The organism is Alcaligenes sp. NLF5-7, assembly GCF_024266725.1.
Lineage (GTDB): Bacteria > Pseudomonadota > Gammaproteobacteria > Burkholderiales > Burkholderiaceae_B > Alcaligenes > Alcaligenes phenolicus.
The window spans coordinates 675,039-695,855 of record NZ_CP100755.1 but is presented as its reverse complement, the minus strand read 5'-3'; the positions used below and the strand labels follow the sequence as shown (position 1 = coordinate 695,855).

Sequence of the window (20,817 nt, the reverse complement as noted above, 5' to 3'; positions counted from 1 at the left end):
CTGCCTTAAAGCAGGGGCAGGGTGCCTGGATCATATTGTCGTAACTGATTGCGCGCATTGACAAAATCAGGGTAGAGCGTTTCGACCAAGGCCCAGAAACGTGGGCCGTGATTCATCTCTTGCAGATGCGCGACCTCGTGAGCGACGACGTAATCAATGATGGATGGGTGAAAGTGTATCAGGCGCCAGTTCAGCATAATCGTGCCGTCACTGTTGCAGGAACCCCAGCGTTTGGCGGGGGCCGCCAGCCGCAATTTGCTGGCACTCAAGCCCGACAGGTTCAAATAATGTTGCAGCCGCTGCTCAAACCACTGTTTGGCTTGTTTTTGCAGCCAGGCCTGAGTCAGTTCCTGAACACGTTGTGGTTCGGCCTCGACGGGCAGGGGGAGTGACAGGCGTTGACCTCCTTGAACCTGACCGGCTCGTCCGTCGAAATGTACCTGCTGAATCTGCGGGTTCAGGCTAAGGCGGATGGGCACCCCCATAAAGGGCAGGGTATCGCCATCAACCCATTGCAGGCTTTGCAAGGCCAGTTGTTCGCGACGTTGCTGGTATTCGCGCAGCTTGCGCAGGATCCAGGCGCTTTTGCTGTGCAGCACTTGTTCTGCCTGACTGATCTTGACCCAGGAGGGCAGGGCAACGGTCAGGCCACTGTCGTTGATGGTCAGGCCCAGGGTACGGCGGCGGGAGCGTTTGAGCTGATAGCCAATGGTGTGGCCATCCAGCTCCACCTGCTGCCATTGCACACCTTCCGGCAAGCTTTCGGGCCGGACAGTCAGGGCACTTTTGGGGGGCAGAGCAGAACCGGCGGGCGGCTTTTCTTGCCGCTTCGCCGGGTGGGGAAAGGCTGTGTCAGGAAACAGAGCCAGTTGTGGGGGGACCGTCATAGCGTTCCGGATTCAAGACGCGCATTTCGGTTTCAATCCATGTCTGTACGCGTTGGTTTACTTCTTCAGGGGTCAGCCCGGCAGGATCAATGGGAGGACCAAAGGAGATAGTAACCAAGCCCGGCGTCTTGATAAAGGCATTGCGACGCCAGCATTCGCCCGCATTATGCGCTACGGGAATAATGGGCGTGCCAGTACGGCTGGCCAGCAAGGCGCCACCCATCTTGTAGCGGCCGGTAGAGCCTGGGGCGGTACGGGTGCCTTCGGGAAACAACAAGGGCCAGCGGCCTTCGTCAATGCGCTGCTGCCCGATCTTGATGACCTGTTCAAAGGCATCCCGGCCTTTGGCACGATCAATAGGAATCATGCGCAGCAAAGCCAGCCCCCAACCAAAGAAAGGGACTTTGTGCAGTTCACGTTTGTACACAAAGCACACCTGACGCGGCATGTAAGAAGGAAAGAACAGCGTTTCCCAGGCCGACTGGTGCTTGGACAGGATGATGGCCTTGCCATCGGGCAGGTTTTCCCAGCCCTTGGTCTGCCAGCGTATGCCCAGGATCGTGCGCGCACCCCAGACAGCCAGACGTGGCCAGCCAGTGGTAAAGCGATAGCGTATATCCAGGGGCAGTGGCGCAATAATCAGGCAGGCAAAGGCGTAGGGGATAACGGTAATCAACAAAAAGAGTTGATAGAGTGATGCGCGGATAATGCCCATATCAGTTTCCGTGGAGCCATTTGTCGACAACAGCGGCCAGATCGGCCTCGACGCGCGTGCCTTCGGGCAAGCCGCCTTTCTCTAGGGTACGCATGCCTTTGCCGGTCTGGACCAACCAGGGGGCACAACCGGCTTGGCTGGCCGCTTGCAGATCGCGCAAGGAATCGCCCACCGAGGGTACGGTTTGCAGGTTCACTTCATAGCGATGTGCAATGTCGCGAAACATGCCGGGGGCCGGTTTGCGACAGGTGCAGCCATCATCCGGGCCGTGCGGGCAAATAAAGATGGCATCGATAAAGCCACCCAGCAAGGCCAATTCACGGCGCATCTTGGCATGGATGGCATTGAGCGTGGTCATGGAAAACAAACCACGCGCCAGACCGGACTGGTTGGTGGCAATGACCACCTTCCAGCCGTTTTCGGTCAGGCGAGCCAAGGCCTCCAGACTGCCTGGGATAGCCTCCCACTCTTGTGGGCTTTTGATAAAGGCATCGCTGTCATGGTTGATGACACCGTCCCGATCAATGATGGCAAGTTTCACTAGTTAGCCAGCCTGGAAAGATCCGCAACCTGGTTCATCAGTGCATGCAGCTTGGCCAGCAAGGCCAGGCGATTGGCACGGATGGCAGGGTCTTCGGCCATGACCATGACGTCCTGGAAGAAGTTGTCCACGGCACCACGGGCCTGGGCCAGCGTGGCCAGGGAAGCGTCAAATTCACCGGCTTCAAACTGGGCCTGGGCAACGGGCTGCAATTCCTGAATCTTGGCAGCCAGCTCACGCTCGGCGGGCTCGACCAGCAGTTGGTCGTCCAGAGTTGCCAGTTCGCCTTCGGCTTTCTTGAGCAGATTGCTGACGCGCTTGTTGGCGGCAGCCAGGCTCTCGGCTTCAGGGCGTTGGGCAAAAGAGGCGCAAGCCTGAATGCGGGCGTGAACCTGTTCCAGCGGTGGACGCAGGGCCAGCACGGCATCGACCACGCTGCGCTCGTAATCGTTGCAGAGCTGATTGCGGTAGCGCTCGTAGATGAAGGTCTGAACCGCATCGACCGTGTCATCGGCCAGAACCCCGTCCTTGAAGAAGGAAGCGGTGGTGTTCAGCAGCGTATCCAGATTCAGGCTATTGGCCTTCAATTGGGAACCGGCTTGCAGTTGTTCGTAGGCGCTGATCAGGCCCAGAGCCGCACGGCGCAGGGCGTAGGGGTCGCGTTCGCCAGTTGGAGCCAGACCAATGCCCCAGATACCGACCAGAACTTCGGCGCGCTCGGCCAGGAACAGAATGGCTTGGGTCAGGCTGGCATCTGTGACAGCCTGGTCCAGACGGTGACGGTATTGCTCGCGAATAGCCAGCACGATGTCCTCGGGCTCGCCATCGCCTTGGGCGTAGTAAGCGCCCATCACGCCTTGCAGCTCGGGGAATTCGCCCACCATATTGGAGTTCAAGTCCGCCTTGGCCAGCAAAGCGGCACGACGAGCGTGCTCTTCATTCGCGCCCAGTTGCTTGGCAATGTAGCCAGCCACGGATTGCAGGCGCTCGATGCGGTCCAGCTGCGAACCCAGCTTGTTGTGGTACACGCTACCGGCCAGCGTAGGAACACGCTCGGCCAGAGTTTGCTTGCGATCGGTTTCAAAGAAGAATTGGGCGTCCGCCAGACGGGGGCGGACCACACGCTCGTTACCTTCGATGATGTTGCTGGGATCGTTCACCTTCATATTGCTGACGATCAGGAAGCGATTGGTCAGCTTTTGTGTGGCGGGGTCAAACAGCGGGAAATACTTTTGATTCAGACGCATGGTCAGAATCAGACATTCGGAAGGCACTTGCAGGAATTGCTCGTCAAACTGGCCCACGTACACGGTGGGGTATTCGACCAGAGCGGTGACTTCGTTCAGCAGGGCTTCCACTTCGGGATCGTTGCCCAAGGTGGAGTTCAGGCGTTTGGCCTCAGCTTCCAGGTCGGTGCGAATCTGTTCGCGACGAACTTCGAAGGAAGGAACCACCCAGCCTTGCTCCTGGACTTGTGCGGCCCAGCTATCGGCATCACGGATGTCGAAGGGGGCATCGCACATGAAGCGGTGACCGTGTGTCTGGCGACCGGCTTGCAGGCCCAGGGCGCTGACGGGAACGATGTCCGACCCCCACAGGGCGACCAGACCGTGAGCAGGACGTACAAAGCGCACGCTGCTGACACCATCGGCCAACTGATAGCGCATCACTTTAGGGATGGGCAGGTGGGTAATGGACCATTCCAGGGCCTCTTGCAGACCGTCTTTCAGGGCGGCGCCAGTGGCAATGCCGCTGGCGTACAGGTAATCCTGCTTGCCATCGGATTCGCGCAGCAGGTCGCTGGCCTTCAGATGCTCCAGGCCTTTGGCAGCCAGGCGCTTGGCTAGTGCCGGAGCGATCTCACCATTGGCATCCAGGCCAATATGGGCGGGCATCAGCTTTTCGGTATAAGGCTGGTCTTCGGCTTGCTGGTACGCAGCGCTGAACCAGGCCGCCAGACGGCGAGGCGTAGCATAGGCGCGCACTTCACAGTTCGGGGCCAGCAGGGCTTGCTCGCCCAATACTTTTTGCAGACCTTCGCTAAAGGCTTGCCCCAGCTGTTGCAGCGCTTTGGGGGGCAGTTCTTCGGTGAACAGTTCAATCAGCAAAGGCTGTGTCGTGGAGGCATTCATTACTTGGCCTCCGAGGATTTGTTGCTCAGCATGGGGAAACCTAGGCGTTCGCGGGAGTCGTAGTAAGCCTGTGCGACAGCGCGGGACAGATTGCGGATACGGCCAATATAGGCAGCGCGCTCGGTCACACTGATGGCGCCGCGGGCATCCAGCATATTGAAGGTGTGGGCAGCTTTCAGCGTTTGCTCGTAAGCGGGCAGGGCCAGCGGCACGTCAATGATGCGTTTGGCTTCGGCTTCGTAGTCGTTGAAATGCGCAAACAGTACATCGGTGCTGGCGTGCTCGAAGTTGTAGGTGGATTGCTCCACTTCGTTCTGGTGGAACACGTCGCGGTAGTAAATACGCTGGCCGTTGTGACCTTCGGTCCAGACCAGATCGTAGACGCTTTCCACGCCTTGCAAGTACATGGCCAGACGCTCCAGACCGTAGGTGATCTCGCCCGTGGTTGGCGTGCAGTCCAGACCGCCTACTTGCTGGAAGTAGGTGAACTGGGTGACTTCCATACCATTGAGCCAGACTTCCCAGCCCAGACCCCAGGCGCCCAGTGTCGGGTTTTCCCAGTCGTCTTCAACAAAACGGATGTCGTGCGCTTTGGGGTTGATGCCCAAGGCTTCCAGCGAGCCGATATACAAGTCCAGAATGTTTTCAGGTGCGGGCTTGAGCACGACCTGAAACTGGTAGTAGTGTTGCAGACGGTTGGGGTTGTCCCCGTAACGCCCGTCTTTGGGGCGGCGCGAAGGCTGCACATAGGCAGCGCGCCACGGTTCAGGGCCGATGGCCCGCAAAAAGGTTGCCGTATGAGAGGTTCCGGCACCGACTTCCATATCGTAGGGCTGAAGCAGAGCGCATCCGTGCTTGTCCCAGTATTGCTGGAGCGTAAGTATGATTTGCTGAAAGGTGAGCATGAGCAATGGCCAGTAAAGCGAGAATCTGCAAAATTTTTCTATTTTAGCGTGAACTGCGCCCTTGCAGCAGAAAAGCGCCCGCAATGGGCTATTTTGGCCGTCCGGGCCATGGGCAAGGCCGCTGTGTACCGGGCGGTCAGGTTGTTTTTAGACGTATCATATGCGTTTGTTCAAATACTGCTTATTTGCTGACCTGATCTTGAAACAGAATCTCGGGCGGCAGTCTAAAGGAGGCTAGGTCCATGAGTGAACTTGTCACGCTTGAACGTATCGGCAAGGTGTTGTTGATTACTTTGAACCGTCCCGAGGCACGCAATGCCATCAACCTGGAAACCGCGCAGGCGCTGGCCCAGGCTCTGGATGAGTTCGATGCCGACCCCAGCATTGCCGTAGGCGTGCTGACAGGGGCCAACAATACCTTCTGCGCCGGTATGGATTTGAAAGCCTTTGCCAAGACTGGCCAGCGCCCCTATGTAGGCGACCGCGGTTTCGCTGGTATTTGCGAGCGCCCGCCTGCCAAGCCATTGATTGCCGCCGTGGAAGGCTACTGCCTGGCCGGTGGTTTTGAAATTGCCTTGTCCTGCGACCTGATTGTTGCGGCCGACAGCGCCAACTTCGGCCTGCCTGAAGTGAAACGCGGCATTGTCCCCGGATCGGGCGGCATGGTGCGCTTGCCTAGCCGTATTCCTTACCACATGGCCATGGAAATGGTGCTGACCGGGGGTATGTACCCTGCTGCCCGCATGGCCGAGCTGGGTCTGGTCAGCCGTCTGGCCGAACCCGGCAAAACTACCGAGCAGGCGCTGGCACTGGCCGAGCAGATCGCCGCCAACGGTCCTTTGGCCGTGCAAACCGCCAAGAGCATTATTTCCCAGTCGCGCGACTGGCGTCAGTCGGATCTGTTCGATCTGCAGCGCCCCCGTATCGCCGGCATTTTTACCTCTGCAGATGCCAAGGAAGGCGCGACGGCTTTTGCCGAGAAGCGCGAACCTGTCTGGCAGGGCAAATAGTTTCCCCTTGTTCATCCCGTTTTTTATATAGACGCCACCATGACCACGATCAAAGAAGACGATCTGATTCAGTCCATCGCTGATGCGGTGCAGTTCATCAGTTACTACCATCCCACCGACTATCTGGAACATCTGGCCCGCGCTTATGAGCGCGAACAGAACCCGGCGGCCAAAGATGCCATCGCCCAGATCCTGACCAACTCGCGCATGTGTGCCGAGGGCCATCGCCCCATCTGTCAGGACACCGGGGTGGTGAACGTATTCCTGAAAGTGGGCATGGGTGTGCGCTTTGATACCAAGCGCTCCTTGCAGGAGCTCTGTGACGAGGGGGTGCGTCGCGGTTATCTGAATCCGGATAATCCACTGCGTGCCTCCATCCTGAACGACCCCTTGTTCACCCGTAAAAACACGCGCGATAACACACCCTGTATTGTGAATGTGGAACTGGTCGCTGGGGATCAGGTTCACATTCAAGTGGCCGCCAAGGGCGGTGGTTCGGAAAACAAGAGCAAGTTCGTGATGCTCAACCCCAGCGACTCTCTGGTGGACTGGGTGCTCAAGACGGTTCCTACGATGGGCGCTGGCTGGTGTCCTCCGGGCATGCTGGGTATTGGCGTGGGCGGTACGGCTGAAAAAGCCATGCTGATGGCCAAGGAAGCCCTGATGGAAGACATCGATATGTACGAGCTGCTGCAACGCGGCCCGCAAAGCAAGCTGGAAGAGCTGCGTATCGAGCTGTACGAGAAGGTCAATGCTCTGGGTATTGGCGCTCAAGGCCTGGGCGGTTTGACGACTGTGCTGGACGTGAAGATCAACACCTTCCCGACCCACGCGGCGTCCAAGCCTGTGGCCATGATCCCCAACTGTGCGGCAACCCGTCACGTACATTTCTCGCTGGACGGCAACGGCCCCGCCGAGCTGGCACCTCCGCCGCTGTCGGCCTGGCCTGACATTCACTGGGCACCGGACTACAACAAGTCCCGCCAGGTGAACCTGGACGAGCTGACTCCTGAAGAAGTGGCTTCCTGGACGCCAGGTCAGACCTTGCTGCTGTCGGGCAAGATGTTGACTGGCCGTGACGCCGCCCACAAGCGTATTCAGGACATGCTGGAAAAAGGCGAATCCTTGCCTGTGGACTTCACCAACCGCGTGATTTACTACGTGGGCCCGGTTGATCCTGTGCGTGACGAAGCCGTTGGTCCAGCAGGCCCGACCACCGCCACTCGCATGGACAAGTTCACCGAGATGATGCTGGCCAAAACTGGCCTGATCTCCATGATCGGCAAGGCCGAGCGAGGCCCAACCGCGATTGAAGCGATTCGTGCTCACAAATCGGCTTACCTGATGGCTGTGGGCGGTTCCGCGTACCTGGTTTCCAAGGCCATTCGCAATGCGAAAGTGGTGGCTTTCGAGGACCTGGGTATGGAAGCCATTTACGAGTTCGAAGTTCAGGACATGCCCGTGACCGTGGCTGTGGACTCGCAAGGCGTGTCCGTGCACAACACTGGCCCTGCCGAGTGGCGCAAGCGTATCGCAGAGATCTCTTTGGTCGCTGTGTAAGACGTGAAACGGGAAGCTTGGGCTTCCCGGCGCTATCGATACAAAACCCGCCTGAGTGTTTCTGGTCTGCTTGTAATAACAGCGTCAGCACAACATTCAATGCGGGTTTTTTTATGTCTGTCGTTTGTATGAGCTTTGCTTGGCTGCCTGAATGTTCTGGTTTTAGGAGAGGTTCATTACCGCTATAGATGCCAGGGCCGTATATTTCTGGTGGCTCAAGAGGTCGCGTAAAAAAGAATTCGATCTGTTGATCTGCCTGCCGTTAGAAGCAGATGATCCCAGACCCGCTCTTTGCCTGGGTACTGGCTTTTTCAGCATCGCCCGTTCAGGACTTGATCAGCAAGCCGCGCAGTAATAAATCCAGTGCAGCCAGCCCTTTTACCAAGCGGGCATCCCCATCCTCTCCCTGCGCAATCCAGAAGGCGGCTTCGGCCAGACTGCCGTAAATCAGGGAAGCCAGGGCGTGGGGATCTGCCTGTTCAATCCGACCTTGATCCATCAGTGCCTGAATCAAGCCTTCCATGGAACCCACGCAATACTGATGCGATTCGGGTGATGCGCCCCCCAGTACGGCCTTGGCATCACACAAGACAATGCGCTGCATTTCCGGTTCCAGCGCCATTTCCAGATAGGTATGGCAGCGGCGTACAAACCCGTCCCAGGCGTCCTCGGCATTGTTTGAAATAGCCTGCAGGCGCTCGTCCATTTCTGCATCGATCTGGTCGACCACCGCCGCCAGCAAACCCTTTTTGTCACCGAAATGATGGTAGAGCGCACCACGTGTCAGGCCCGCTTGCGCCGTCAACTCGTCCATGGATGTGTCGGCATAGCCACGTTCCGTAAAGAACGTGCGAGCGGTGGCCAGCAGCGTGGCGCGGGTTTCTTCCATCTCGGCGCGGGTACGGCGTGCCATAGTTTCTCCTTACATACGAGCTGAATGTATATTTACATGCGTGGCGTATGTATATATCATTTTAAACATACGCCTTGTATGTATTGTCGACGCATCACCGTGTCGTGGCAAGCGGGCGCTCACGGAGAATGTAATGGCTCAGCCTTATCGAGAACTTTTTGCTGCGTCTGGCACCCGGGGATTCGCCCTGGCCGGGCTGCTGGCCCGGATTCCACTGCCCATGATAGGGATAGGAATCATCACCATGCTGTCGCAACTGCGGGGCAGCTATGCCTTGGCGGGGGCGGTTTCCGCCTCCTTTGTATTGAGCTATGCGCTGCTATCGCCACAAGTGTCCCGTTGGGTGGACCGGCGTGGGCAAAGCCGTGTTCTGCCGCTAGCAACAGCCATTAGTGTTCTGGGCTTATTGCTCTTGTTGGGGGCGACATGGTGGCAAGCGCCTGACTGGACCTTGTTTGCAGGCGCGGTGCTGGCCGGTTTCATACCTAGCATGTCGGCCATGGTGCGTGCTCGCTGGACGGCAATTTATCGTGGGCAGGATCGCTTGCAAACAGCGTATTCGCTGGAAACCGTGCTGGATGAAGTCACCTTTATTGCCGGGCCGCCTTTGTCGGTGGGTTTGGCGGTCCTGGTGTTTCCACAAGCCGGTGTGCTGGCTGCCGCGCTACTGCTGATTGCCGGTGTATCGGCTCTGTTGTTGCAAAGGGGGACTGAGCCGCCGATCCAAGCGCAGGAGCAGGGCAGCCGCCCTTCGGTCCTGCGTCTGAATAGTGTGCGTTTGCTGGCATTGCTGATGGTCGCCATGGGCGTGATTGTGGGCACCGTGGATATTGTCAGCGTGGCCTTTGCCCAGCAGATGAGGCAGCCGGGGGCGGCCAGCCTGGTGCTGTCGGCTTACGCCTTGGGTTCTTGCGCAGCAGGTCTGGTGTTTGGTGGTTTGAAGCTGAACATCCCTTTGCATCGCCTGCTTCTGTTGGGCGGTTTGGCTACCGCCGCCACGACCTTGCCTTTATTGCTGGTGGCCAGCGTGGCACAGCTGGCAGGGGCGGTTTTGCTGGCTGGTCTGTTTTTCGCCCCCACTATGATTGTGGCCATGTCGCTGGTCGAGCGTGTGGTGCCGGAGCAGCAATTAACCGAGGGCATGACCTGGCTGCTGGCTGGTCTGAATATTGGTGTGGCTATGGGGGCTGCCGTTTCGGGGCGGATGGTGGATCAGGGCGGAGCCAGTTCCGGCTTTATGGTTGCGCTCTATGCCGCTGCCCTGATCGTCTTGCTTGCCTTGTGCAGCTATCAAAGTTTGCGCGCACCCGTAGTAGCCCGCTCCTGCGCTGTCTAGACTTCTTTCTTTGAGCATGTAGCGATGAATACCTCTTCTCTATCCATGACCGGGCAGCCCAGCAAGCGGCAGTCCTGGCTGGCCGTTATCGCCGTTGGCCTAGCCACTTTTTCCGTGGTCACGACGGAAATGCTGCCCGTAGGTTTACTGACTCCCATTGCAGACAGTTTGCAGACTTCCACGGGGACGGCTGCTTTGCTGATTTCCCTGCCTGCCTTGTTGGCAGCCCTGTTTGCGCCTCTGGTGGTGCTGGCCTCTGGTGGCGTGGACAGACGCCGCATTCTGTGCGGTTTGCTGGCCTTGCTGGTGATGGCCAATATAGCCTCCGCCCTGGCTCCCAGCATCGCCTGGATGCTGGCCGCCCGTGTTCTGGTTGGTTTTTGTATGGGAGGCATCTGGGCCATTGCAGGTGGCTTGGCATCCCGTCTGGTTCCGGCTCAGTCTGTAGGTTTGGCAACCTCGATCATCTTCGGTGGGGTTGCCGCCGCTTCTGTGTTGGGCGTGCCACTGGGCGCCTTGATGGGCGAGCTGGCTGGATGGCGCTGGGCGTTTGGCGGCATGGCGCTGCTGAGCGCTTTGGTGTTGATCTTCCATCTGGCCGTGATTCCGCCCCTGTCCGTGTCGCGCTCGACCACATGGCGTCAGTTCGCCGAGCAGTTTGGCAATCGGCAGTTATGGTTTGGTTTGCTCTTGACCCTGATTCTGGTCGCGGGGCATTTCAGCGCATTTACCTTTGTACGTCCTCTTTTGCTGTCTGTTTCCGGCATAGGTGCTCAATGGATAGGAGCCTTGTTGTTTGCTTATGGAGTGGCCGGGATTGTGGGCAATTTCCTGATCGGGATGTCGGCAGCCAAACGCACTGAAGCCAGCTTGATGGCGATAGCGTTGGGTCTAAGCATCACTGCTTTGCTTTTCTTGACAGTGGGTAGATCACCGCTGAGTGGAGGTGCGATTTTGCTACTTTGGGGCCTGGCGTATGGCGGGGTGTCGGTAGGGCTGATGAGCTGGATGATGAAGGCCGCTGCCAATGCTGTTGAGGTGGCTACGTCGTTGTACGTGGCTGTGTTCAATATCGGCATAGCGCTTGGCTCCTGGCTGGGCGGGCAGACTGTGGATGCCTACGGTTTAAGCGCGAATCTGGGGTTGGCTGGAGCCGGATCGTTTGTTGTGTTTTTGCTGCTTTTCGGAACAATTTTGCATCAAAAAAAATGAGCAGAAAAAACGGGCCCGGACTGATTTTTCCGGGTTTGCCAGGGCGCAAGCGCGGGTTATTGCTTATTGGAGTCTTGGAGGAGCGCTGCGACGATGTCTGTCAGAACTCCTTGAAATATTCTGTACATCGTTATGTTGTACGGTATAGGGATGCTTTCTGGCTGACCTCCCTTATGGGCACACAACGTCGGTATGGGTGGTCTTAATTAAGGGCCTTGTATGACGCAACTTCAGCGCTCCATCACTATTCCGCAGCTCAACCCCACAATCTGGAACACTCTTGAGCTCGTGCGCTTACGCCAAACCCCCTGGCACAAGAAACAAGCAGTTTTTGAACAATTACAGTCGCTGGGATTAGTCCAAGCCATCCCGCAAACGACGCAGACTCCTTCCCCTTTCCCCGCTCCCCTGATAGCCATGTTGACCGAAGAAGGGCGGCAATTGCTGGAAGCTCGATCCAATCATCAAGAGGCCTTGATCAAGCTTTTGGACGCGTGATCCTTTAGCTTGAGCTGGTTTGCCTGGCTTGTCCTTTGCCGGACAGGCCAGGCCGCTTGCCCTCTTTGAACGTTTTCTGGATAAGTGACGCCTTGAGCGAAAACTGTATAATGCTGTTTTTATATACAGTATTTCGATCATGGAGCTATCGCGCAAACTCGAAATTCTGGCCGACGCGGCAAAGTACGATGCCTCTTGCGCCAGCAGTGCCGCGCCCAAACGGGATTCCCGTGGGCGTACGGGTCTTGGGGCCAGTACGGGGGCCGGCATCTGTCATAGCTTTACGCCTGACGGGCGCTGCGTATCGCTGCTCAAAATACTGCTGACCAATTTTTGTCAGTATGACTGCCTGTATTGCGTGAACCGGCGCTCCAGCAACGTGCCACGCGCGCGTTTTCGGCCTGCCGAAGTGGTTGATCTGACGCTGGATTTTTATCGGCGTAACTATATAGATGGTCTGTTTCTGAGCTCGGGCATCATACGAAGTTCGGACTACACCATGGAGAGCCTGGTCGAGGTGGCGCGCTCCTTGCGCGAAGATCACCATTTTCGCGGCTATATCCACCTTAAAACCATTCCTGATGCAGATCCCCAGCTGATTACGTTGGCTGGTCTTTATGCAGACCGCCTCAGCGTCAACATCGAGCTTCCCACAGACGCTGGCCTGAGCCGTCTTGCGCCCGAGAAAAGTGGGCATACGATCAAGCGCGCCATGGGCGTCATTCGTCTGTCCCAGGAACAGGCTCAGGAGGAGAAGCGGCCTAAAGTGCCTGCCGGGCAAAGTACACAAATGATTGTCGGTGCGGATGCAGCGGATGACCGCAATATCTTGCAAACGGCGCAGACCTTGTACGGAGCCTACAAGCTCAAGCGGGTGTATTACTCGGCATTCAGCCCCATCCCGGACAGTTCGTCAGCGCTGCCAGCCCAGCCGCCGCCGCTCTTGCGGGAGCATCGTCTTTATCAGGCCGATTTCCTGCTGCGTAGCTACGGTTTCCGGGCCGAGGAGCTGTTTCAGGATAAGGGCGATTTACCCTTGGATATTGATCCCAAGCTGTCGTGGGCCTTGTCCAATCGAGCGGTTTTTCCGGTAGATCTGAATAGGGCGCCCGAGCGTCTGATTGCGCGTGTTCCGGGTATAGGCATACGCAATGCCAAGCGCCTGGTCGAGCTTCGTCAGATGCGGGCGATCCGATATCAGGACTTGATCCGTTTGCGTTGTTCCATCAAAACATTGCAGCCGTTTGTAGTGGTCCAGGATTACCGTCCCGGCCTTGCTGAGGCTGCGTCAGACAAGCTGCGACGCATGCTCTCGAGCAATCCGCAGCAACTGAGCTTGCTATGAATCCCCCTTGTGTGACGACCTTGCTTCTTTCTGGCAGCAGGAGCCAACAGTCATGATGACTCTAACGGTGAACGGCGGTTATCTGGCCTGGCGCGAGCAGGCATTACGCGCGTTGGCCGAGGGCTGGTCGCCGGAGGAGCTTTGTTGGGCAGAAGCAAGCCCGGCTTCGGGGCGGCAAGGGCAGCAAATCGGGTTGGAGTATGAAGCATCCCATACCCCGCTTTCCCCGCCTGTTTCCTTGCAAGAGCCCCATGCGCAGCAGCCCGTTTCCAGTGTGTCTGTGCGTATTTCCAAAGGGCTGGCTGCCTTGCTGCAGGATGCGGCCCTGTGTCGTGCGCCGGTGCGTTGGGCTTTGCTTTACCGTGTCCTGTGGCGCTGGCATCAGGGTGATCGCAGTGTGGAGTCTGTAGCAGACGAAGATGGTGCCCGTCTGTACGAGATGGCCAAAGCGGTACGCAAGGAAAAACACGACATGATGGCTTATGTACGGTTCCGCCATTGTGGCAAGGGCATGCAGCCCGAGTACTGGGCCTGGTTTGAACCCGAGCATGATGTGCTGGAGTGGATTGCAGACTATTTCTCCAAACGCATGGGGGGCACGTCGTGGTGTATCGCGACGCCGCAAGGGCTTGCACTGTGGGATGGTCAGAATCTGCAGCTGCAGGATGCCCCCGACAATATAGAGGCGTTACGGGCTGGCCCGGCCGATGATCAGGTGGAGGCCTTGTGGCTGCGCTATTACCAAAGCATTTTCAATCCCGCTCGGCTGAATGAAACCGCTCTGCAGCAGAGCATGCCAGTGCGATTCTGGAAAGGCCTGCCCGAAGCCAGCTTGATTCCCGCCATGATTAGCGAGGCCCGTAATGGCGCCCGGCGAGTGGGGCAGTTTAGTGCGGTAGCCCGGATGCCGGGCAAGTCAGTCGCGGTGGAGGCCCACAGCGCACAGCCTTACCGCAGTGAACCGTCTGTACTGGAAGCCTGTCGTCGCTGCGGCCTTTGGGAGCATGCTACGCAAGCAGTGCCGGGAGAAGGCCCGGCAACAGCGCGCATGATGTTGCTGGGCGAGCAACCCGGTGATTACGAGGATTTGGCAGGGCGTGTCTTTGTCGGTCCTGCAGGGCGGGTTCTGGATCAGGCTTTGCAGCGTGCCGGTATTGAACGCAATGCGCTGTATCTGAGCAATGCCGTCAAGCATTTCAAATGGAAAGGGCGAGGCAAGCAGCGTTTGCATGTCAGCCCCTCTCAAGCCGAAGTGCAGGCATGTGGGCACTGGTTACAAGAAGAGCTGGCGCGTCTTGAACCTGCTGTCATCGTCACCTTGGGAGCGACGGCCTTATCTGCTTTGCTGGGAACCCAAGTGCCGCTTGCTCAGTATTTGGCCAAGCCGTTTCTTTTAGGGCAGACGTGGGTAATTGCAGCTTGGCATCCTTCGTATGCGCTGCGTGTGGACTCTGCGGCCCGCCGCGAGGAAATTGTCAGCAGTATTACCCAGGTCTTGCAAATGGGATGGCGGCTGGCAACAGGCTCCGCTACGGACGCAGGCCTGGCCGCAGGTATCAACTGAGCTGCTTGATTTCCTGATCTTGCACGTTGATCAGTAACTCCCTGATGTGGCCTTGGGCCAGTTCAAGTTCAGGAGCCAGATCAGCCAGCGGTACCAGCACAAAAGCACGTTCATGCATGCGGGGGTGGGGTACGATTAGCCGCTCCGTGTTGATCTGCTCTTGCCCGTAAAGCAGCAAGTCCAGATCCAGGGTACGGGGGGCATTACGGTACAGGCGCGTGCGGCCGTGCTCTTGCTCGATGTGTTGCAGACGGTCCAGCAAGGTCTCGGGAGCCAGGGTGCAGGTGAAGCGAACGACTGTATTGACGTAATCCGGGCCACTGGAATCGACGGGAGCCGTGCTGTAGAAATGGGCCAGCGTCAGATCCTGGATGCCAGCAGTAGCGGCCAGTTCAGCCGCTGCTGTTTCCAGGGTTTGTCGTGCTTCGCCCAGATTCGCGCCCATGGCGACGAAAACGGTGGTGCTGCCTGGAATCACGATTCGCTTCCACCCGTTGCGTTGCTGCGCTTGGCGTTGGAGCGACGGCGGCGGGTACGGCGCTGACCGCTGCGCGAGCCGGTAGCGGCGGTGCCAGCAGGTTTGCGCACGGCAATCATATTGCTGCGTTCTTCGTCACCAGCATCGGCCAGATCCATCCACCACTGCGCCTGCACGCTATCCACCTCTTTGGCTTCGGCGCGTAGTTGTAAAAAATCCACAGCGGCACGGAAACGAGGTTGTTCCGTCATGCGCCAGATGGCGCGATTGGCGATGCGCTCAAAACGGGGCTGCATGAACCAGATTTCGCGCATATCCGACTGGAAGCGCTTTTGAATCGGCATGATGCGGCTTTGTTTTTCCAGGATCAGGTCGGCGGCTTCCAGCAAGGCCTGCTGGGGATGCATGTCCTGGGCACTGCGTCGTTCCCACTCTTGCTTGACCAGCTTCCAGAGCAGGCAGGCATAGATAAAGCTGGGGCTGACCGATTTGCCAGCACGAACGCGGGTGTCGGTGCGGGCCAGGGCCATATCCAGGAATTCAGAGCCACCGGGCAGGCGTTGAACCGGCTCCACCATAGGCAAGAGCTTGCTGTGCAGACCCAGCGCCTGCAGGCGCTGGATGCAGTCCATGGCGTGGCCGCAGTTCAGCAGCTTGAGTGTTTCGTCAGCCAGACGGGACTCGGGTACGTTCTCGATCAGACGCGACAAGGAACGAATGGGCGCATCCGTTGCCGGTTCAATGGTGGCATCCAGCTTGGAGGCAAAGCGCACGGCACGCAGCATGCGCACCGGGTCTTCGCGATAGCGGGTTTCCGCATCACCAATAATGCGTACCTGACGCTCTTTCAGATCGGCTACCCCGTTGTGGTAGTCGATGACGGTTTCAGTCAGGGGATCGTAGTACAGCGCGTTCAGTGTGAAATCGCGGCGTGCGGCATCGTCTTCGATGGTGCCGTACTCGTTATCGCGCAGGATGCGGCCATGTTCGTCCGTTTGCTTGCCGCTATCGTCGGCCCGGAAGGTCGAGGTTTCGATGATTTCCTGGCCAAACACCACGTGTACCAGGCGGAAGCGGCGGCCAATGATGCGGGCACGACGGAACAGGGGGCGGATTTGCTCGGGCGTGGCGTTGGTCGCCACGTCAAAGTCCTTGGGCTCCAGGCCCACCAGCAAATCGCGCACTGCGCCGCCCACGACATAGGCTTGATAGCCTTCGTGGTTCAGGACCTCGCACACTTTGATGGCATGACGCGAGACCAGACGCCGGTCTATGCCATGTTCTTCTCGTGTGTAGCGGCGCGGCCCTTTGGGACGCGCGCTTTTGGCTGGTTTGAGCAGCCGGTCGACAAATGTTTTTATTGTTCGCTTGAGCATGCGTCTGATTTTACGATTTGCTGTCCATCATGTCAGCGAACAAATCGATGACGACCCAATTGCGTTCGGTGGCCACTGCACGCAGCTTGTCGCTGGGGTTGGTTGCCACGGGGTCGGTCACCACTTCCATCAGGGGCAGATCGTTGGGCGAATCGCTGTAAAACCAGCTGCGCTCGAAGTCGGCCAAAGTTTTGCCCATGGTTTGCAGCCACTGTTCTACACGGGTGATCTTGCCAGCCTGAAAGCTGGGCACGCCGCTGATCTTGCCGGTGTAGCGGCCGTCTTTCATTTCGGGGGTGGTGGCGATCAGGTGGTCTACGCCCAATGCAGCCGCTATGGGACGCGTCACGAATTCGTTGGTAGCGGTCACGATTGCCACCAGATGGCCCTGGTCCTGATGCTGGGCCAACAGTTCGCGTGCAGCGGGGCTGATCGAGGGCAGGATTATGGCCTGCATGAACTCGTCCTGCCAGGCCAGCAACTCTTCCTGGCTGGCATTGGTGAGCAGGCCCAACATGAATTCGGCCGATTCCTCGGCCGTCAGCAATCCCTGGTTATAGCGTTCCATCAGGTCTTCATTCAGACGAATGGCTTCAGCGGGGTCACCGACGCGGCCGGTACGGGCCAGGAAGTCAGCCCACTGGTAATCGCTATCTAAAGGAAGCAGAGTGTGGTCCAGATCAAACAGGGCAATAAAAGAAGAAGCAGTCATGACTCAACTAGAAGATTGGGTCTGGCTGTTGGCCAGAAGTTCTTTGAGCAGGGGTAAAGTGATGGGGCGTTTCTTTACCAGTGAATAATTGTCCAGCGCATCGATCAGTGCGCTCAAGCGGTTCATATCGCGATCGTAGTGAGTCAGTATCCAGCTGAGCACTTCCGCTTGCAGCTGCAGACCGCGGGCAGCGGCTCGCTGTTGCATGGCTTCGGCCCGGTGGGCGTCCGACAGGTATTCCAGCCTGAATACCAGGTCCCAGCCCAGGCGAGTGCGCAAGTCCTCGCGCACGGACATGGTTTTGGGGGCCCGGTCGCCGGAGACTAGCAGCGTGAAGGCGTCAGGCCGGGTGGCCGACTCGCGCCAGCGATTGTACAGTGCAAATACGGCAGCCTGTCCGTGCTCGTCAAAACATTCGATATCGTCGATGGCCAGCAGGCTTGGAGGAGCTTTGTCATCCGTGGCGATGTCAAAGATGGGCTGGGAGGGTGTATCTGAACTAAAATAGCGGCTGTCGTCTTGACTGGCCATCGCCCGCAGCAGATGTGTTCGACCTGCGCCGGGCGGTCCCCACAGGTAAACCGCGCGTCCTGGACTGCATTGACGCAGAGCCTGCAACGCAGCCTGATTCGCTCCGGCAACAAAGTTGTCCAAAGAGGCAGGCGGTGCTGGAGATATATCCAGAATCAGTTGCTCGGTCATGTGTCGTACAATTTCGTCCAACTCGCAATTTTCACATATCCCACGGCTTTTCCCATGAAAAACACTACTTCTGTTTCCTTGACCTACCGCGATGCAGGCGTGGATATCGACGCGGGCGATGCCCTGGTCGATCGTATTAAACCACTGGCTGCCAAAACCATGCGTGCAGGCGTCATGGCTGGAATCGGAGGCTTTGGCGCTTTGTTTGAAGTGCCTACCCACCTTAAAGAGCCCGTTCTGGTGTCCGGCACCGACGGTGTTGGTACCAAACTACGCCTGGCATTTGACTGGCAGCGCCACGACACTGTGGGTATAGACCTGGTGGCCATGAGTGTCAACGACATTCTAGTCCAGGGCGCAGAACCCTTGTACTTTCTGGATTACTTTGCCTGCGGCAAGCTGTCGGTCGACACGGCTGCTCAAGTAGTTGGCGGCATTGCCAAGGGTTGTGAACTGTCCGCTTGTGCCCTGATCGGTGGTGAAACGGCAGAGATGCCCGGCATGTACCCCGAAGGCGAGTACGACCTGGCCGGTTTTGCAGTGGGAGCGGTAGAAAAATCGCGCATTATCGATGGCAAGTCCATTGTTCCTGGTGACGTGGTTCTGGGTCTGGCTTCCAGCGGTGCCCACTCCAACGGTTACTCCCTGATTCGCAAGATTCTCAAGCACGCCAACGCCAAGCCTACCGACGAGCTTGATGGCCGTCCTTTGGCTGACGTGGTCATGGAACCCACCCGCATCTACGTGAAATCCGTGCTGGCTGCCTTGGCTGCCCACGGTGCGGACATCAAGGGCCTGGCTCACATCACGGGCGGCGGCTTGCTGGAAAACGTGCCACGCATTCTGCAAAAGCACCTGACTGCCCGTCTGAAGCGCGATTCCTGGACCATGCCTGCCTTGTTCCAGTGGTTGCAAAGCAACGGTAACGTGGCCGACGAAGAAATGTACCGTGTGTTTAACTGCGGTATCGGCATGATCATCATTGTTCCTGCAGACAAGGCAGACACCATCAGCGCCACTTTGTCCGAGCAAGGCGAAACCGTCTACCAATTGGGCGAAATCCTGGAGCGTCAGGAAGGTCAGGCACAGACCGAAGTGGTCTAAAAACCTCTGATCTTTCCGTCAGTAAAAAAGCCAGCTCATCAAGCTGGCTTTTTTTATTCCTGCATCCTGCTTTGAATTGCCCTGTATTACCGCATCGAATCTGATGTATTTGATTTTCAAATAAATATTATATGGATTTGATTATGTCGTTTTTCGAGCTAATCCGAATTTAGGTATTACTCGTACATTCCATAATGTTCCCCGATCAGCAAGGCTCCTACAGTAGCGGCAAGCACATAGAAATTTCAGCTGAAATGTTAGAAGCAATTTCTTAGGGGGAAGAAAATGGAGCACAGTGATTTATCCTTGAAAGACCCGCATCCTGCTTTGCACAACGAAGACTTGGCGCCTTTGCCACGACAAAAACGCTTGTGGGGCTGGTTCGAGATTTTCAACGTCTGGTCTAACGATATTCAAAGTCTGTTTGGCTACACCTTGGCCGCCACCTTGTTCATTTCTTATGGTCTGAATGGTTGGGCCGTATTTGCTGGCATCTTGCTGGCCGGTTTTATTGTGATGGGACTGGTGAACCTGAGCGGTAAACCCAGCGTGCTGTATGGCGTTCCCTATCCTGTGATTGCCCGTATCAGCATGGGGGTGAAGGGCGCCAAGTTTCCTGCTCTGGTGCGCGGGATTGTGGCCATTTTCTGGTATGGCGTGCAGACCTACTTTGCCTCCACGGCCTTGGCGCTGTTGTTCAATGCCTTGCTGGATCATCCCGGCGGAGCCTTGTTCCTGGGGCTGGATTGGGTGGGCTGGGTGTCTTACGTGGTGGTTTGCATCCTGCAGCTGGGTATTTTCCTGATGGGCATGAAGTGGATTACGCGCTTCCTGAACTGGGCGGGCCCGTTGGTGTATCTGGTGATGTTCGCCTTGCTGGCCGTGATCTGGTACAAGGCTGGCGGTGGTTTGCTCGATAAAGTGGGTGAGATCTTTGCCGGTAAAGGCTCTTACGAAGGCGGACCCTTGATGGCCTTTGGTGCGGTGGTGGGCACTATGGTGGCGTACTTTGCTGCCGTTGTGATCAACTACGGCGACTTCTCGCGCTTTGTGAAAGACGAGCGCAGCATGCGTATCGGTAACTTCATGGGCTTGCCTGTCAGCCTGGCCGTATTCTCCTTCCTGGCCTTGTTCATTACCGCCGGTACAGCTGTGTTGTTTGGCGAAACCTTGACCAACCCTACCGATATTGTGGATCGCGTCGATAGTTTGGCTTTGACCGTGATCGCGGCTTTGACCTTCTTTGCCGCAACCGTGGGTATCAACCTGGTGGCGAACTTTATTCCACCGGCCTTTGATTTGGCCAACCTCAAGCCCGAGCTGATCTCTGCCAAGATGGGCGGCATTCTGACAGCCGTAATTGCTTTCTTTATCGGTGCCTTGTGGCTGCCCTTGATCAGCGCTATCGGGATTACGGGTTTTGTGGATACCTTGGGCGCCTTGCTGGCTCCCTTGTACGGCATCATGATTGTGGACTTCTACTTGATCCGCAAACAGCATGTCGTGGTGTCGGATCTGTTCAGCCTGGCAGAAAGCGGTACCTACTACTTCCAGAACGGCTGGAACAAGCGTGCAATGGCCGCTTTCTTCCTGGCGGCCGTGTTCTCGGTAGCGACCGTGTGGGTGCCTGCGCTGGCGAATATGGCGGGTTACGGCTGGCTGATCGGCGCTTTGTTGGGTGGTGCGTTCCAATACCTGGCCATGCGCACCAAAGTTTTGCCCAAGCTGAGCAGCGCTTCGGTGTAAGAGGCGTTTCGGGTAAAAAAACGGTCTCTTTGAACGGCCCCTTGGCAGTCGGATACTATCCGGCCGTCAAGGGGCCGTTCC

General features: G+C 57.5%; 21 protein-coding genes. 10 read left to right on the top strand and 11 right to left on the bottom strand.

From position 1 onward, the window contains the following. Positions 1 to 5 precede the first annotated feature (5 nt). The 5 genes from MID00_RS03315 to glyQ are packed head-to-tail and all read right to left on the bottom strand — an operon-like array spanning position 6 to position 5,180. Positions 6 to 887 carry a M48 family metallopeptidase gene (locus MID00_RS03315; RefSeq protein WP_226348910.1) on the bottom strand — a complete coding sequence of 294 codons (882 nt, stop codon included), beginning with the start codon at positions 885 to 887 and terminating at the stop codon, positions 6 to 8. Beyond that, the gene (locus MID00_RS03310) at positions 853 to 1,602 is read right to left on the bottom strand and encodes a 1-acyl-sn-glycerol-3-phosphate acyltransferase (protein WP_009454973.1); all 750 of its coding nucleotides are present in this window, start codon (positions 1,600 to 1,602) and stop codon (positions 853 to 855) included. Before MID00_RS03310 ends, MID00_RS03315 begins: the two co-directional genes overlap by 35 nt. 1 nt (position 1,603) lies before the next feature. Beyond that, on the bottom strand, positions 1,604 to 2,143 hold the full coding sequence (gene gmhB, locus MID00_RS03305; protein ID WP_009454972.1) for a D-glycero-beta-D-manno-heptose 1,7-bisphosphate 7-phosphatase: 540 nt from the start codon (positions 2,141 to 2,143) through the stop codon (positions 1,604 to 1,606). Further along, positions 2,143 to 4,275 (bottom strand): glycine--tRNA ligase subunit beta, encoded by a 2,133-nt coding sequence (gene glyS / locus MID00_RS03300; RefSeq protein WP_254499690.1) that lies wholly within the window; start codon positions 4,273 to 4,275, stop codon positions 2,143 to 2,145. Before glyS ends, gmhB begins: the two co-directional genes overlap by 1 nt. Then, on the bottom strand, positions 4,275 to 5,180 hold the full coding sequence (gene glyQ, locus MID00_RS03295; protein ID WP_026485201.1) for a glycine--tRNA ligase subunit alpha: 906 nt from the start codon (positions 5,178 to 5,180) through the stop codon (positions 4,275 to 4,277). The genes glyS and glyQ overlap by 1 nt, the downstream gene beginning before the upstream one ends. Between glyQ and MID00_RS03290 the strand changes: the two genes are divergently transcribed. From MID00_RS03290 to MID00_RS03280, 3 genes are read left to right on the top strand one after another with little or no spacing between them, the layout of a single operon-like run. Further along, positions 5,127 to 5,372 (top strand): hypothetical protein, encoded by a 246-nt coding sequence (locus tag MID00_RS03290; protein WP_162089543.1) that lies wholly within the window; start codon positions 5,127 to 5,129, stop codon positions 5,370 to 5,372. The two genes, glyQ and MID00_RS03290, sit on opposite strands and share 54 nt — an antisense overlap. Positions 5,373 to 5,422: 50 nt before the next feature. Next, a complete protein-coding gene (locus MID00_RS03285; protein WP_060185623.1) occupies positions 5,423 to 6,190 on the top strand; it encodes a crotonase/enoyl-CoA hydratase family protein in 768 nt (255 codons plus the stop codon). A gap of 39 nt (positions 6,191 to 6,229) precedes the next feature. Continuing rightward, positions 6,230 to 7,750: a fumarate hydratase gene (locus MID00_RS03280; RefSeq protein WP_022983469.1), complete on the top strand. Its 1,521-nt coding sequence runs from the start codon at positions 6,230 to 6,232 to the stop codon at positions 7,748 to 7,750. Between the two features lie 325 nt (positions 7,751 to 8,075). On the opposite strand, the gene MID00_RS03275 is transcribed toward MID00_RS03280, so the two are convergent. After that, positions 8,076 to 8,663 (bottom strand): TetR/AcrR family transcriptional regulator, encoded by a 588-nt coding sequence (locus MID00_RS03275; RefSeq protein WP_254499689.1) that lies wholly within the window; start codon positions 8,661 to 8,663, stop codon positions 8,076 to 8,078. A 133-nt stretch (positions 8,664 to 8,796) separates the two neighbouring features. On the opposite strand from MID00_RS03275, the gene MID00_RS03270 reads away from it, so the two are divergent. The 5 genes from MID00_RS03270 (at position 8,797) to MID00_RS03250 (ending at position 14,618) form a co-directional block, all read left to right on the top strand. Continuing rightward, a complete protein-coding gene (locus MID00_RS03270) occupies positions 8,797 to 9,999 on the top strand; it encodes an MFS transporter (RefSeq protein ID WP_254499688.1) in 1,203 nt (400 codons plus the stop codon). A gap of 24 nt (positions 10,000 to 10,023) precedes the next feature. Next, positions 10,024 to 11,211, top strand: a complete 1,188-nt coding sequence (locus MID00_RS03265) for an MFS transporter (RefSeq protein ID WP_254499687.1) — start codon at positions 10,024 to 10,026, stop codon at positions 11,209 to 11,211. 219 nt (positions 11,212 to 11,430) lie between these two features. Then, entirely contained in the window at positions 11,431 to 11,709 is a 279-nt protein-coding gene (locus MID00_RS03260; protein WP_022983473.1) for a hypothetical protein, read from the top strand. Positions 11,710 to 11,848: 139 nt separating this feature from the next. Next, on the top strand, positions 11,849 to 13,054 hold the full coding sequence (locus MID00_RS03255; protein WP_009461276.1) for a putative DNA modification/repair radical SAM protein: 1,206 nt from the start codon (positions 11,849 to 11,851) through the stop codon (positions 13,052 to 13,054). Between the two features lie 52 nt (positions 13,055 to 13,106). Then, the gene (locus MID00_RS03250) at positions 13,107 to 14,618 is read left to right on the top strand and encodes a UdgX family uracil-DNA binding protein (RefSeq protein WP_254499686.1); all 1,512 of its coding nucleotides are present in this window, start codon (positions 13,107 to 13,109) and stop codon (positions 14,616 to 14,618) included. Here MID00_RS03250 and folK read toward each other — a convergent pair. The 4 genes from folK to hda are packed head-to-tail and all read right to left on the bottom strand — an operon-like array spanning position 14,611 to position 17,886. Continuing rightward, positions 14,611 to 15,063: a 2-amino-4-hydroxy-6-hydroxymethyldihydropteridine diphosphokinase gene (folK, locus tag MID00_RS03245; RefSeq protein WP_039942399.1), complete on the bottom strand. Its 453-nt coding sequence runs from the start codon at positions 15,061 to 15,063 to the stop codon at positions 14,611 to 14,613. The two genes, MID00_RS03250 and folK, sit on opposite strands and share 8 nt — an antisense overlap. 29 nt (positions 15,064 to 15,092) lie before the next feature. Beyond that, positions 15,093 to 16,472 (bottom strand): polynucleotide adenylyltransferase PcnB, encoded by a 1,380-nt coding sequence (gene pcnB / locus MID00_RS03240; protein WP_254499685.1) that lies wholly within the window; start codon positions 16,470 to 16,472, stop codon positions 15,093 to 15,095. A 10-nt stretch (positions 16,473 to 16,482) separates the two neighbouring features. Then, entirely contained in the window at positions 16,483 to 17,184 is a 702-nt protein-coding gene (locus MID00_RS03235) for an HAD family phosphatase (protein WP_254499684.1), read from the bottom strand. 3 nt (positions 17,185 to 17,187) lie between these two features. Further along, positions 17,188 to 17,886: a DnaA regulatory inactivator Hda gene (gene hda, locus MID00_RS03230; RefSeq protein WP_254499683.1), complete on the bottom strand. Its 699-nt coding sequence runs from the start codon at positions 17,884 to 17,886 to the stop codon at positions 17,188 to 17,190. Positions 17,887 to 17,940: 54 nt separating this feature from the next. On the opposite strand from hda, the gene purM reads away from it, so the two are divergent. Further along, positions 17,941 to 18,990 carry a phosphoribosylformylglycinamidine cyclo-ligase gene (gene purM / locus MID00_RS03225; RefSeq protein WP_254499682.1) on the top strand — a complete coding sequence of 350 codons (1,050 nt, stop codon included), beginning with the start codon at positions 17,941 to 17,943 and terminating at the stop codon, positions 18,988 to 18,990. Between the two features lie 18 nt (positions 18,991 to 19,008). On the opposite strand, the gene MID00_RS20650 is transcribed toward purM, so the two are convergent. Then, complete coding sequence (locus MID00_RS20650) at positions 19,009 to 19,110, bottom strand: hypothetical protein (protein WP_170978596.1); 102 nt, start codon at positions 19,108 to 19,110, stop codon at positions 19,009 to 19,011. A 165-nt stretch (positions 19,111 to 19,275) separates the two neighbouring features. Between MID00_RS20650 and MID00_RS03220 the strand changes: the two genes are divergently transcribed. After that, positions 19,276 to 20,736, top strand: coding sequence for an NCS1 family nucleobase:cation symporter-1 (locus MID00_RS03220; protein WP_203145049.1), 1,461 nt, complete (start codon positions 19,276 to 19,278; stop codon positions 20,734 to 20,736). The last annotated feature ends 81 nt before the right edge of the window (positions 20,737 to 20,817 follow it).

Excerpts from the sequence above, each read along its gene's own strand:
- MID00_RS03315 (WP_226348910.1), bottom strand. The coding sequence starts at position 887 with ATGACGGTCCCCCCACAACTGGCTCTGTTTCCTGACACAGCCTTTCCC.
- MID00_RS03310 (WP_009454973.1), bottom strand. The coding sequence starts at position 1,602 with ATGGGCATTATCCGCGCATCACTCTATCAACTCTTTTTGTTGATTACC.
- glyS (WP_254499690.1), bottom strand. The coding sequence starts at position 4,275 with ATGAATGCCTCCACGACACAGCCTTTGCTGATTGAACTGTTCACCGAA.
- glyQ (WP_026485201.1), bottom strand. The coding sequence starts at position 5,180 with ATGCTCACCTTTCAGCAAATCATACTTACGCTCCAGCAATACTGGGAC.
- MID00_RS03285 (WP_060185623.1), top strand. The coding sequence starts at position 5,423 with ATGAGTGAACTTGTCACGCTTGAACGTATCGGCAAGGTGTTGTTGATT.
- MID00_RS03280 (WP_022983469.1), top strand. The coding sequence starts at position 6,230 with ATGACCACGATCAAAGAAGACGATCTGATTCAGTCCATCGCTGATGCG.
- MID00_RS03275 (WP_254499689.1), bottom strand. The coding sequence starts at position 8,663 with ATGGCACGCCGTACCCGCGCCGAGATGGAAGAAACCCGCGCCACGCTG.
- MID00_RS03270 (WP_254499688.1), top strand. The coding sequence starts at position 8,797 with ATGGCTCAGCCTTATCGAGAACTTTTTGCTGCGTCTGGCACCCGGGGA.
- MID00_RS03265 (WP_254499687.1), top strand. The coding sequence starts at position 10,024 with ATGAATACCTCTTCTCTATCCATGACCGGGCAGCCCAGCAAGCGGCAG.
- MID00_RS03260 (WP_022983473.1), top strand. The coding sequence starts at position 11,431 with ATGACGCAACTTCAGCGCTCCATCACTATTCCGCAGCTCAACCCCACA.
- MID00_RS03255 (WP_009461276.1), top strand. The coding sequence starts at position 11,849 with ATGGAGCTATCGCGCAAACTCGAAATTCTGGCCGACGCGGCAAAGTAC.
- MID00_RS03250 (WP_254499686.1), top strand. The coding sequence starts at position 13,107 with ATGATGACTCTAACGGTGAACGGCGGTTATCTGGCCTGGCGCGAGCAG.
- folK (WP_039942399.1), bottom strand. The coding sequence starts at position 15,063 with ATGGGCGCGAATCTGGGCGAAGCACGACAAACCCTGGAAACAGCAGCG.
- pcnB (WP_254499685.1), bottom strand. The coding sequence starts at position 16,472 with ATGCTCAAGCGAACAATAAAAACATTTGTCGACCGGCTGCTCAAACCA.
- MID00_RS03235 (WP_254499684.1), bottom strand. The coding sequence starts at position 17,184 with ATGACTGCTTCTTCTTTTATTGCCCTGTTTGATCTGGACCACACTCTG.
- hda (WP_254499683.1), bottom strand. The coding sequence starts at position 17,886 with ATGACCGAGCAACTGATTCTGGATATATCTCCAGCACCGCCTGCCTCT.
- purM (WP_254499682.1), top strand. The coding sequence starts at position 17,941 with ATGAAAAACACTACTTCTGTTTCCTTGACCTACCGCGATGCAGGCGTG.
- MID00_RS03220 (WP_203145049.1), top strand. The coding sequence starts at position 19,276 with ATGGAGCACAGTGATTTATCCTTGAAAGACCCGCATCCTGCTTTGCAC.